Annotated in this window: 7 protein-coding genes; 5 read left to right on the forward strand and 2 right to left on the reverse strand. The window is 59.1% G+C overall.

Features of this window, described 5'->3' with window-relative positions; translation table 11 throughout:
* Positions 1-5 precede the first annotated feature (5 nt).
* The 5 genes from BN1724_RS01300 to BN1724_RS01320 all read left to right on the forward strand — a co-directional run bounded on the left by BN1724_RS01300 (position 6) and on the right by BN1724_RS01320 (position 10,842).
* A complete protein-coding gene (locus tag BN1724_RS01300) occupies positions 6-2,054 on the forward strand; it encodes an APC family permease (RefSeq protein WP_058235663.1) in 2,049 nt (682 codons plus the stop codon).
* Positions 2,055-2,098: 44 nt separating this feature from the next.
* Entirely contained in the window at positions 2,099-3,484 is a 1,386-nt protein-coding gene (locus BN1724_RS01305) for a class I SAM-dependent RNA methyltransferase (RefSeq protein ID WP_084252651.1), read from the forward strand.
* A 103-nt stretch (positions 3,485-3,587) separates the two neighbouring features.
* Positions 3,588-6,386, forward strand: coding sequence for an aconitate hydratase (locus BN1724_RS01310; protein ID WP_058233911.1), 2,799 nt, complete (start codon positions 3,588-3,590; stop codon positions 6,384-6,386).
* A gap of 397 nt (positions 6,387-6,783) precedes the next feature.
* Positions 6,784-8,247, forward strand: a complete 1,464-nt coding sequence (locus BN1724_RS01315) for an ApeA N-terminal domain 1-containing protein (protein WP_058233912.1) — start codon at positions 6,784-6,786, stop codon at positions 8,245-8,247.
* Between the two features lie 696 nt (positions 8,248-8,943).
* Positions 8,944-10,842, forward strand: a complete 1,899-nt coding sequence (locus BN1724_RS01320) for a 1-deoxy-D-xylulose-5-phosphate synthase (RefSeq protein WP_058233913.1) — start codon at positions 8,944-8,946, stop codon at positions 10,840-10,842.
* A 140-nt stretch (positions 10,843-10,982) separates the two neighbouring features.
* Here the strand turns inward: BN1724_RS01320 and map are convergent, their stop codons facing one another.
* Together map and BN1724_RS01330 are read right to left on the reverse strand one after the other, a co-directional pair.
* Positions 10,983-11,804 carry a type I methionyl aminopeptidase gene (gene map / locus BN1724_RS01325; protein ID WP_058233914.1) on the reverse strand — a complete coding sequence of 274 codons (822 nt, stop codon included), beginning with the start codon at positions 11,802-11,804 and terminating at the stop codon, positions 10,983-10,985.
* Positions 11,805-11,829: 25 nt separating this feature from the next.
* Entirely contained in the window at positions 11,830-12,840 is a 1,011-nt protein-coding gene (locus BN1724_RS01330) for a COX15/CtaA family protein (RefSeq protein WP_084252652.1), read from the reverse strand.
* Between the last annotated feature and the right edge of the window lie 84 nt (positions 12,841-12,924).

Genomic DNA, 12,924 nt, shown 5'->3' on the forward strand with positions numbered 1-12,924 from the left:
CCCTTATGCGTGTGCCCGGCGCATTTCAAACCCTAAAGCGTCTCGTGGTGGGTCGCGCGTTCGCCAGCGACCGCCTCGAGAGCACCCGTCTGCCCAAGCGCATCGCGCTTCCGACCTTCGCCTCCGACGCCCTGAGTTCTGTTGCGTACGCGCCGGATGAGATCTTATTGACGCTCGCCTTGGCCGGTGTGGCGACCTATTCGCTCAGTCCGTGGATTGCGGTTGCCGTGGTCGCGGTGATGGCGGTGGTTGTGCTCACTAACCGCAAGAATGTCGAAGCGTATCCCTCCGGTGGTGGCGACTATGAGGTGGTGCACACCAACTTAGGTGGGGGCGCTGGCCGCGTGGTGGCGTCGGCGCTGCTGGTGGACTATGTGCTGACCGTCGCTGTCTCGATTTCGCAGGCCGCCCAGTACGCATCCGGGGCGCTTCCGGTGTTGCACGGATACGAAATGATCCTCACCATCGCGCTGATCGCATTGCTCACGGTGATCAACCTGCGCGGTATCAAAGAATCGGGTCGCGTGCTGGCGGTCCCCGTGTATCTATATATGGGCTCAATTGGTCTAATGCTGGCCTGGGGCGGGGTTAAAGCGCTCACCGGCAGTTTGGAGACCGCTCCGAGCGCGAACTTTGAGATTGTTCCGGCCACCCAGTTTGAACAGGGACTGACCGCCCTCGGCGGAGCTTTCCTGGTACTGCGCGCCTTCTCCAGCGGATGCGCCGCGCTGACCGGGGTGGAAGCGATCGGCAACGGTGTGCCGTCTTTCCGCCCGCCGAAGTCGAAAAATGCGGCCACCACGCTGTTGTTGCTCGGCGGGATCTCCTCGGTCATGATTTTGGGCATTATCGCGTTGGCTCGCGTTACCGAGGTGCATTTCGTCGAAGATCCGCATGCTCAGCTGCGCTTACACGGGGAGGCAATTCCGGCTGGTTATCGGCAGATCCCGGTGATTGGTCAGGTCGCGCAGGCAGTGTTCCATGCCTCCAGCCCCCTGTTCTATCTGATTTCCTTTGTGACGGGTCTGGTGCTCTTCCTCGCCGCTAATACGGCGTTTAACGGTTTTCCGAACCTCGCCAGTGTGCTCGCGAAGGAAGGCTATTTGCCGCGGCAGCTCAGGTCGCGCGGAGACCGTCTGGCCTACTCCAACGGGATTTTGGCACTGTCGGCGACCGCGATTTTGCTGGTGTGGGTCACCGGAGCGGAAGTTACCCTCCTGATCCAGATGTACATCGTGGGAGTCTTTGTCTCTTTCACGTTCAGCCAGTTCGGTATGATCCGGCACTGGACCCGACTGCTCGCGATTGAAGCCGATGCCCGTAAGCGCAGGCATTTCAGGCGAAACCGCGTCACCAACGCCATCGGTTTTGCCATGGTGACAACTGTGCTCGTCATCGTGTTGATCACCAAGTTCACGCACGGCGCGTGGGTTGCGGTCACTGCGATGGCGCTGCTGTGGGTCGCTATGTCGATGATCTCGAAACACTATGCCGGGGTTCGGGAGGAACTGCGGGTCGATCAGGATCCTGAGGATTCCGAGGACAGCGGGGCAGTGGCCGAACCCGGATCGGTGTCGGTGCATCCCTCGCGCTCGCACGGCATCGTGCTGGTGTCGGTGTTGAATAAACCTGCGTTGCTCGCCATGGGGGTGGCGGGGGCCAACCGGCACACCACGTTCGAGGCCGTCACTGTGCAGGTGGACGATAGCGACACCGCGGAGCTGGTTGACCAATGGCGTAGCCAAGATGTCCAGGTTCCGCTGCGGATTCTGTATTCGCCGTATCGCGACTACGTGGGACCGATCCTGAATTACATCCGAACGGTGAATCGGCGCAGCCCTCGCGACGTAGTCGTGGTCTATATCCCTGAATTTATGGTGGGACACTGGTGGGAATCCATCTTGCACAACCACTCAGCGCGTAGGCTCAAGGCCAGATTGCAGATCCTTCCCCATGTGGTCGTGGCATCCGTGCCCTGGCAGTTAACCTCGTTGCGTCGGGCGATCCAGCAGGCAGAGGCCGACGGTGATATTCCGAGATTGGCGGCACGCTAGGAGCAGCGGGTGGCCGGCGCACCCATAGAAAGGACCGGAAGCTCGTGAACGGGGAGTTCCCACCTGAGGACCAGCAGGAGCCGCCCTCCCGGACAGCGCGGGGGAGCAAAGGGCAGCTGCTGACGCTGACCTGCGGTGCAGCAGCCCACGGCGGTACGTTTGTGGCGCGGCACGAGGGCCGGGTGGTGTTCGTGCGCGGAACGGCACCGGGTGAAACCGTGGTGGCCAGATTGCTCGATGATTCGGCTGAGCGCGCAACGGCGCGGTTTTGGCGAGCCGAGACCGTTGAGGTCTTAGACCCATCGCCTGACAGGGTGCCGTCGGTGTGGCCGGAGGCTGGGATCGGTGGAGTCGGAGGAGCTGATTTCGCTCACATTGCGCTGCCGGCGCAGCGACGGTTAAAAACCGAAGTGTTGCAGGATCTTTTGCGCCGCGCCCGGGTGCGGACCTTGGATCTCGAGGAGGTCCAGGTGGAGCCTGCCCCTGGGGACCACGACGGTTTAGGGTGGCGCACGCGGGCACAGTTTGCGGTCAGCGACGGACGGATCGGTATGCGCGGCTGGCGTTCCCATGAGGTTTTTGATGTGGGGGAGAACCCGTTGGTTGTTCCCGATATCCGTGCGCTCGGTGTGACGTCGTGGACGCCTCCGGCGAATGTCGTCGGGGTCGATGTCGTGGCCCCGAGTAACGATGTGCCGGCGGTCATTCTTCGTGTAGATGAGCGCATTCCGGCGGCACAGCGCACTGAGCACACCCTGCGAACCCTGTTGGAGGCGCTACCGAGCGCGTGGGACGGGATCCAGGTGCTCGCGGGCTGGCGCGGTGATCTCAGGACGCTGCGCGGCAGTGGAACAGTATCTGAGGTCGTCGGTGAGGGCGATATGCAACGCCACTACCAGGTGGCCGCTCACGGGTTCTGGCAGATTCATCGTAAAGCGCCGTCTGTACTGGTCGAAGCGGTGATGGCAGCGGCCGGTGCGAAGCCTGGCGACCGGGTGTGGGATCTTTTCTCCGGTGCGGGGTTGTTCACGGTGCCGCTGGCTGAGGCCGTGGGTATCACCGGTCACGTGGTCGGAGTGGAGGCTTCGGCTCGGGCGACTGCGGATGCGAGGGCAAACCTGGTGGGATATCCCGGGGCTGAAGCGGTCGCGGCTGATGCGGCGAGGTGGGCTCGGGAACAGTCTGAGCGTCCCGATGTGGTTGTTCTTGACCCGCCGCGGGCTGGTGCTGGAGTGGAGCTGACCCGCGTGCTGTGTCGCGCGGCGCGTCGTCGGATCGTGTACGTCTCGTGTGACCCGGCTACCCTCGCCCGGGATATGCGGGTGGCGGAAGACAGCGGCTGGGCGATTGCTGAGGTGCGGGCATTGGATCTGTTCCCTCACACCCATCACGTCGAGTGCGTTGTGATGCTGACACCGCGTCATGAATGATAAGGTTTATCTTGACATCAAGATAGTGGTGATTTCCGGCTCGTCCGCTGACGTCGCGTCGCGCGGCAGGTGAGGGGTCACCCACCACGCGAAGGAGTGCATCGTGAGCACTATCAACACGTTCGGTGCGAGGACCACGCTCAACGTCGGTTCTCAGGATTACGAGATTTATGCGCTCAAGTCAGTTGAGGGCGCCGACCGGCTTCCTTACAGCCTGAAGGTGCTGCTCGAAAACCTTCTGCGCACCGAAGACGGCGCCAACATTACCGAGGAGCACGTCCGCGCCTTGGCAGGATGGGACCCCAGCGCCGAACCGGACACCGAAATCCAGTTCACCCCAGCGCGCGTGATCATGCAGGACTTCACCGGGGTCCCCTGCGTGGTGGACCTCGCCACCATGCGTGAAGCTGTGGCCGACCTCGGGGGAGACCCGCACCGGATTAACCCGCTAGCCCCCGCCGAAATGGTGATCGACCATTCCGTGATGATCGATATCGCGGGTCGCCTCGATGCGCTCGAACGCAATATGGAGCTCGAATACGAGCGCAACCGCGAACGCTATCAGTTCTTGCGCTGGGGCCAGACAGCATTTGACGACTTTAAAGTGGTGCCGCCCGGCACCGGGATCGTGCACCAGGTCAATATCGAATACCTGGCCCGAACGGTAATGACCCGTGAGGTTGAGGTCGACGGCAAAACCGTGCTGCGCGCCTACCCCGACTCGTGCGTCGGCACCGACTCTCACACCACGATGGTCAACGGTCTCGGTGTTCTCGGCTGGGGGGTTGGCGGTATCGAAGCCGAAGCAGCCATGCTCGGACAGCCGGTGTCCATGCTGATTCCACGAGTCGTCGGGTTCAAACTCACCGGCGATATCCCGCCCGCAGCCACCGCCACCGACGTGGTGCTCACCATCACCGAGATGCTGCGCAAACACGGCGTGGTCGGCAAATTCGTTGAGTTCTACGGCGAAGGGGTCGCCGCGGTACCGCTGGCAAACCGCGCCACCATCGGGAACATGAGCCCGGAGTTCGGTTCAACCTGTGCCATCTTCCCCATCGACGATGTGACTATCGACTATCTCCGGTTGACCGGACGCAGCGATGAACAGCTTGCGCTCGTCGAGGCGTACGCAAAGGAACAGGGCATGTGGCTGGACCCCTCCCGCGAGGCGGTCTATTCCGAATACCTGGAACTGGACCTGTCTACCGTTGTGCCCTCCATCGCCGGCCCGAAGCGCCCCCAGGACCGGATCGTGCTCACCGACGCGAAAAAGGCTTTCCGACAGGTCCTTCCCAGCTATGTCGGTGCCGATGCAGAGGCTTCAGACGAAGCAGCTGACGTGGCATCCTCGTTCCCCGCCTCTGACCCCGCCACACCGGAATCAGACCCCGAAGGCGAAAGCTCAGCCCCGGAAAAAACCGCCGTCGTCGGCCGAGCAAGCAAACCCACCCCGGTGAAGGGGCACGACTTCACCATCGACCACGGCATCGTGTCAATCGCCTCCATCACCTCCTGCACCAACACCTCAAACCCGTCAGTGATGATGGCCGCCGCATTGCTCGCGAAGAACGCCGTGGACAAGGGCCTTTCCGCAAAGCCATGGGTGAAAACCTCCATGGCCCCCGGATCCAAAGTGGTCACCGACTACTACGAAACCGCTGGACTATGGCCCTACCTGGAAAAACTCGGCTTCCACTTGGTGGGATACGGGTGCACCACCTGCATCGGGAACTCTGGCCCGCTCGCCGAAGAGATCTCCGCAGCCATCAATGACGCCGACCTTGCAGTGACCGCCGTGTTGTCCGGGAACCGCAACTTTGAAGGCCGCATCAACCCCGACGTGAAGATGAATTACCTGGCTTCACCGCCGCTGGTCATCGCATACGCCTTGGCGGGGACGATGGACTTCGACTTCGAGACCGACCCGCTCGGCACCGACCCCGACGGCAACCAGGTGTTCTTACGCGATATTTGGCCCTCACCCGCCGACGTGGAAGACACCATCGCCCGAAGCATCACGCAGGAAATGTTCCGCAAGGACTACTCAGATGTCTTCACCGGCGACGAACGGTGGCGCGCCCTGCCAACCCCAGACGGCGCCACCTTCGCGTGGAACGAGGACTCCACCTACGTGCGCAAACCCCCGTACTTTGAGGGCATGGGGCGCGACCCGGAACCAGTCACCGACATCACCGGTGCCCGGGTGCTGGCCAAACTCGGTGACTCCACCACCACCGACCACATCTCCCCAGCTGGAGCGATTAAGGTCGACTCCCCGGCCGGACGATACCTGCGTGAACACGGCGTTGAGCGCAAGGATTTCAACTCCTATGGCTCCCGACGCGGCAACCACGAAGTGATGATCCGCGGCACCTTCGCCAACATTCGGATCAAAAACCAGTTGCTGGACGGCGTCGAAGGCGGTTACACCAAGAACTTCCTGACCGGTGAACAGGCGTTTATCTACGACGCTGCCCAGGACTACGCCGCAGCGGGCGTCCCGCTCGTAGTACTCGCCGGCAAGGAATACGGCACCGGATCCTCGCGCGACTGGGCAGCTAAAGGCACCAAACTCCTCGGAGTGCGGGCGGTCATCGCTGAATCTTTTGAACGCATCCACCGCTCAAACCTGATTGGGATGGGCGTGCTGCCGTTGCAGTACCCCCAAGGTGAAAACGCTGAATCTCTTGGCCTCACCGGGGAAGAAATCTTCGCGATTTCTGGCATCGCTGCGATCTCGAACGGTCCCGCCCCGCGCGCCGTGCACGTGGTTGCCACCGCGCCCGACGGCAAAGAAACCAGCTTCGACGCCGTGGTGCGCATCGACACCCCCGGAGAAGCGGACTACTTCCGTCACGGCGGCATCTTGCAGTACGTGCTGCGGCAGCTTGTCGGCTAGGAAGTGAGCTGCGAGGTTATCGGGCTGATAGGCGGTCTGGTGACTGATGCGGTCTCGCTATTGGTCCGTTAGGGCGTGTAGCAGTGAGACGTTTATCGGCGTGTATGGATCATGCACGCGGCTCTCCGTAAGGGCGTAACGAACACCCTGCCAGGCTTCGGCTTGGCAGGGTGTTTTGTTGTTTAGGGGCGGGGGCGAGGGTGGGCTGTGTGATGACGGTGTGTGAGTGGACGGAGTGGGTTTGCCGAGCGCTCAGGGAATAATCACGTACGCGCTATCTCGATAGGGGAGAGTCTCCCTTGTTCGAGGATGGGATATTTGAATAATTCGAGCCTGCTTTCGCGCTGGTAAGGACTGCTTGACAATAAATGTGGGCGGTATCACAATGATAGCTGTAATGTTGATTGATGAGGAAAGAAATACGATGAGTGATCCATTAAATCTTGACGGTTCCTATGAGTGGTCGGGCCACTGGTGGCTACCGGGCAATCCGGACAATAAAGTGGATGGTGCGCTTCGGTATGACAAACATAAGGGTCTCGAACTATCCTTAATTGGCGGGTTTGATGACCGCAGCATAGAAAGATCCTCGCATAATGTGACCACCATTCGAGCATGCACGCAGGAGTGGGATGTAATTTTCGGTAATGCTGAGGATTGCAAAATCACGCTTATAGATGGCGCGCCTAGGTATACTCCGCATCGAGTCTGCTATGAGTCGATAAAGCTTGAGAAGCAGATTATTGTGGCGGAAATTGCTCTCGTTGGTGCTCATGTAAATAGTGAGAATGAGCCAAAATTCTCCATAGGGCAAGTTTCCGTTGAAAACTTAGGTAGTTGGGCCGTTTCGTCGCGACCTTTTTGCGATTCGGATGTTTTTGGGGTGAGAGTAAAGAGTGATAGTGGCGAAGAGTTTGCTTTAGGTCGATACCCTTCGGATTTTGTTGACGATGGGAAACCCGGTATGGATGTCAATTCCATCACCAATGCTGTGTACATGCAGTTTTCGTCACCCATTCCCTATTCTTTGGGAAGTGCAATCTCGCGTGTTCAATCAATCCAGAGCCTAATAACGTTCGCAGCTCACCGCGCAGCTGGAGTGATATGGTTGCGTTTAAAAACTATGAATTTAGCTTCAAGTTTTCAAAGTGATAAAGCTGCGTTAACAGTCGATGTAATCTATCCGCCTAATATAGTAGGAAACTCCAAGGCTGAAGATGTCGAACGTCGCCATATGCTTTTAGCTTGTGATAGCGCAATCTTTGAGAGGGTTATCTTAGGCTGGCTAGATGTGTGCGAAAGTCTCCTCCCGGCGACGAACCTGCTCCTTGTGTTCCACTATGCATCAGACCGTTACATTGAAAGTTTGATACTTATGGCTGTTGGTGCTGCTGAAGCGCTGCATCAAAGTCTAGGCATAGATGAGTTACCCATGCCTAAAGAAGTATTCGGTGAAATACGTGAAAATATGCTCACTCAAGCACCCAAAGACCTACGTCCGCGCTTTAAATCCATGATTCAAAATAGGATGACACTCCGTGAACGGTTGCTTGCACTCGCCGCCAGGCCGGACCAGCAAGCGGTCTCGAAAATTGTATTGGACGTCGAGTTGTGGGCGAAGAAGGCAGTGCGTGCGCGTAATGAGCTCGCGCATACAGCCGCCACTAAAAATCATTCACTGGAGGAATTGTTCGCAATCGTAGAGGTCACTAGGGCTGTCGTAACCTTGAATATCCTGCATGAACTTGGCGTGTCTCCCGAACGGCAGCGGGAAATTGTCGAAAGAAATCGGTGGATGCGTGGAGTTGTGAAGCAATCCAAACACTGGTTTAAGGGACAGGATGACGAATCGCCCAAGTAGCCTGTAGGGGTCTTGTGTGTTTTTCGTCATAACGTCACTAGGAAGCGCTGATTAGTGATCGATATATTCGGTAGCTAATCCGCCGCCAACTAGTTGAGATAACGCCGAATTGTGCCCATTTTGTGTTATCTAAGTTGCCGTTTTGCTTTGGGAGATTTGACATTTTCTGACTCTAATACGTTCTGCGAGGTCGGTCGGTGTGAGTCTGGCCTGTTTGCGTACCTCACGGAGGCGGTAAGTCTGAATCTTAGCGAGCTTCCATTCTTTACGGGTCATGACTTACGCGCGATCAATGGGATGTTTAATAATAAAATCCTTAAGGGAGAAGACCTTCGTAATCACTCTCTTTTAACTTGTTCAAGTGATCGTTAAAAGACCATCGGCTATAGAAGTTTTTGCACCAGCGATTTTTCGTGCAAACCTTACTATCAATGATCGACATAGTCTGCGGAGCCCCTTTCCTTCTTGAGCTGCGCCTCACGCCTCGCCCTCTCCGCCCACTCACCCCGGGCGTCGATACCTGTCGGGTTCCGATCCGTCCACCCGGTTTGCTCGCGTGCGATGAGCAAGATCATGGTGGTGCGTCATATCGGTGCAGAGCTCGTGAAGGTATGCACACATGTGAGTGAAAAGCTCGTCGTAGCTGGTCGGCGGGGTTAGGCTTTCCGCGTTCGCCCATTGTTCGGGAGGAAAGATATGACCACGACTGTGCCGGAGCTCGCCGTGCTAGATGAGATCACTCCAAGTGCCCTGCGTGCACTCGGTGCACAGGAGCTCCCACAGCTCGCAAGCGACCTGCGCCGCCGGTTAGTGGAAACGGTGTCCATCCACGGCGGTCACTTGGGGCCGAACCTCGGGGTCGTGGAACTGACTATCGCACTTCACCGCACCTTTGAGTCTCCCCGGGAAGCCATCGTGTTCGATACCGGGCATCAGGCGTATGTCCACAAGATGCTGACCGGGCGCACCGCTCTCGCCGGTCTGCGAAGAGAAGGCGGAACCTCGGGATATCCCAGTCGTGAAGAATCCGCTCATGACGTCGTAGAGAACTCTCACGCATCCGGCTCCATCGCGTGGGCACACGGAATTGATCGCGCTAACCGGTTATCCGGTCGCGTGGCCTGTTCCTGCGCGGTGATCGGCGATGGCGCCATGACCGGCGGGGTGGCCTTGGAAGCGCTGAATGAGCTCGGCGGGGACCGACAATCGCGCACCCTGGTCGTACTCAACGACAACGGGCGATCCTACGCGCCGACGGTCGGAGGGCTTGCCACGCACCTATATGACCTACGTACCGGTCGGATCCAAGCAGGGCAGGACATCTTCACCTCACTCGGACTGCGATATATCGGGCCAGTGGACGGTCACGATCTCGATGCGCTGAACAGTGCCCTCGCCACCGCGCGAGCAGGCTTGCTCACGGGTGAAGGCCCGATGGTTATCCATGTGCTGACCAAAAAGGGATATGGATATGCCCGCGCCGAACAGGATGTGCGCGATCACCTTCACGCCACCGGACCATTCCCTCTGGATTCAGAACCGTCGCAGCCGGCGGAAGGCGCCACCAGCGCGCCATCAGCTGATGCGGACCCGGGAATGCCGCTCGGACTGGACGATGAGAAAATTCCGGCTCCAGCACCAGCAAACACACCCCGCAAAACCACGTGGACAGATGTCTTTAGTGAGGCTGTATGCGAGGCCGCTGAACGCGAACCAGCCCTGGTGGCGATTAGCGCGGCCATGGTTGATCCGGTCGGTTTAAGCGCGTTAGAAGAGCGCTACCCGGATCGGGTGATCGATGTTGGTATCGCAGAACAGCTGGCGGTCGATACCGCAGCGGGCCTGTCACGCGGGGGTGCCAAACCTTTGCTCGCCCTGTATTCGACGTTCCTAACGCGCGCTATCGATCAGGTGCTCATGGACGTGGCGTTGCATCGGGAACCGGTCACGTTCACTCTGGATCGTTCAGGGGTCACCGGTGATGACGGTCCGAGTCACCACGGAATCTGGGATCTAGGGCTCGCCTGCCAAGTGCCTGGGCTATCCGTATGGGCACCCCGGGACGCCTCCCGACTGCGGGCGGCGCTGTCCTCATCGCTGGCTCTTACCGAGGGTCCCGGTCTTGTGCGGTTCCCCAAGGGAGCAGTGACGGAAGACCTTCCGGCCATCGCCACCAATGAGGCAGGGGATACCTTGCACGGCGATGATCAGGATCCCATTGTTTTGATCGGCTATGGCTCACTCCTGACTGAAGCTGTCGAAGCGGCCACGGCACTGGCTCGTGAAGGAATTCGAGTGCAGGTCATTGACCCGGTGCAGGCACTTCCACATCGCGAGGCTCTGATTCGCCGTGCCTGCGAAGCGAATGTTGTCCTCACCTTGGAAGACGGTGTGGCTTCGCGCGGGGTAGGCGCCGCTTTTATACATCAGCTCGTGACCGGTGTACGCCCGGGGCAGAGGATTCCCCTCGTGCGCACTCTCGGGGTGCCGCAGGAGTTTATTTCCCACGCGAACCGTTCGAGTATTTTGATGCGCTGCGGACTAGATGCGCAGGGTATTGCGGACTCGATCCGTGAGGTTTCGAAGACCAGGTAGGGCCCAGATCATCCCACCGACAGGGAAGCGATTCGGCTCGAGAGACTCAGCGACAGATAAGCGGCCCAGTTCGATCACTTCGGAACCCTAGATCATCTCGGCCCCATGCCCGCGATCACATTCCCGCCAGAGTCGCTTGATCACATCGGCGTCAGAGTCGAGCGGGGCGATGGATCATCGGTGCGTTCAGTGAGTAGTCGTGCCCCCTCCTCGGTAACCACCACGGTGTGCTCCGCGTGGGCCCCGCGCGCTCCGTTTTTCGATCGCAGAGTCCAACCGTCGGCATCAGTGACCAGCTGATCTGTTCCGCGCATTAGGAACGGCTCCACAGTAATGACGCTGCCGACCGGGAGCACCACTCCGTGTCCGGGGCGACCACGATTGGGTACGAAAGGTTCCTCGTGCATGGTCTGGCCCACACCATGCCCGCCAAACTGAGCATTCACGCGGTACCCAAGATCGGTAGCGGCCCTATGTACCGCGTATCCGATATCCTCGACGGTCCCATGCGGCCGAACCGCATCGATTCCCGCCCAGAGCACGGTTTCGGTGTCGCGAATTAATGTCAGGTCTGAGTCAGACGGGGTACCCACCGGGATAGTGAGGCAGGAATCAGCGACCCAACCATCGAGTGAGACCGCAAAATCCAACGACAGCAAATCGCCGTCGCGCAAAACATAGTCGTACGGACGCCCGTGCAATACCGAGTCGTTCACCGACGTGCAGATCACTTTGCCAAACGGGTAGGCGCCGAATCGAGGGTGATAGTCGATATAACAGCTCTCGGCTCCCGCTTCGCGGATCAGACGGTGGGTTTCGGCGTCTATCTCTAAAAGGTTCCACCCGACGTCAATGATCCGGCGCAGATGAGACAGAGTGTCGGCGACAAACCGACCTGTCCGGGCAATAGCTTCAATCTGCTGGGGTGTGCGCACTGGAGCGGACGCGGAATGTCGAGCCATAGCGTCAGGTTATCGGTAGCACCTGTTATACGGATGTGGGCTGATGTTCAGACGACGGTGCTGTGCTCACGCGAGGTTCAGATCCATCCCAGGCGTAAAGACTCGCCCCGAGCCAAGAAACCGCTGCTGCGAGTAACGCGGAACCGGCCAGATGAAAACCGACCAACACTTCAGGAAGCCCCGTGAAGTACTGAACGTATCCAATAACGGCTTGCAGAATCGTCACAATGCCCACTGCCCACGCGGCGCGGAGGGTTTTACGCTGAGCATGGACCAAATAGAGCGCCACCACCATGCCAATAAGGACACCGATGAACACCATCACCACATCGGCGTGGAGCCAGCTCATCGCACGCGGATCAAATGGCAGACGTGCCGGGTACTGCGCATCTCCGGAATGGGGGCCTGAGCCAGTCACGAGGGTGCCCAGCACCAGCACGGTAAACGTGAGAACGGCGAGCACCCAGTAGAGAACATAGACGATGCGCTGATAAAGGCGCCGTCGAATTCCGGAGCCGTCGTAGAGCCGGTACACCAACACCGCAGAAATTGCGATCAAAACGGGGGAGAGCAAGAAATGAGGGCCAACCACCCCGGGGTGTAGATCAGCCAGCACGCTGAGTCCACCGACCACGGCTTGCACAATGGTGAGAATCAGAGGCCAGATCGCGAGGTGGAGGAATCCTGAACCCTTGTGCTTAAGCTGGCGGATCGTCACGACCAGCAGCAACACCGCAAAGAAGGTGAGCACGCCCGCCAGGGTGCGGTTGCCGAACTCAATCAAAGGGTGAATGTCGAGCTCATGTTTCATCACCGGTGTGAAGGAACCGGGTGTGCACTGGGGCCAAGTGGAACATCCCAGGCCGGAACCGGTCAGCCGCACCACGCCACCGGTGACGATAATGCCCATCTGGCACACGAGATTTCCCCAGAACGCGAAACGTGCGAGCCGGGAGGGTGAGAAATCCGAATCAGAGGTCGGCGCGGATGCCCCAGTCGGTGCGGTGGGGCTAAGGGACGCTGGGTCGGAACTCATGTTCTCAGTCTAAAAGGGTCAACTAGATACGAAGGCTGCTCACGTCGGGACGGCTTCGGTCGCAGATGTCAGATGGGTCACGTC

It is taken from the genome of Devriesea agamarum (genome assembly GCF_900070355.1).
In the GTDB taxonomy this organism is placed as follows: Bacteria; Actinomycetota; Actinomycetes; order Actinomycetales; family Dermabacteraceae; genus Devriesea; species Devriesea agamarum.

Bases quoted from the DNA above. Each gene is read 5' to 3' on its own strand.
- BN1724_RS01315 (WP_058233912.1), top strand. From the start codon at position 6,784: ATGTTGATTGATGAGGAAAGAAATACGATGAGTGATCCATTAAATCTT.
- BN1724_RS01300 (WP_058235663.1), top strand. From the start codon at position 6: ATGCGTGTGCCCGGCGCATTTCAAACCCTAAAGCGTCTCGTGGTGGGT.
- BN1724_RS01330 (WP_084252652.1), bottom strand. From the start codon at position 12,840: ATGAGTTCCGACCCAGCGTCCCTTAGCCCCACCGCACCGACTGGGGCA.
- BN1724_RS01320 (WP_058233913.1), top strand. From the start codon at position 8,944: ATGACCACGACTGTGCCGGAGCTCGCCGTGCTAGATGAGATCACTCCA.
- map (WP_058233914.1), bottom strand. From the start codon at position 11,804: ATGGCTCGACATTCCGCGTCCGCTCCAGTGCGCACACCCCAGCAGATT.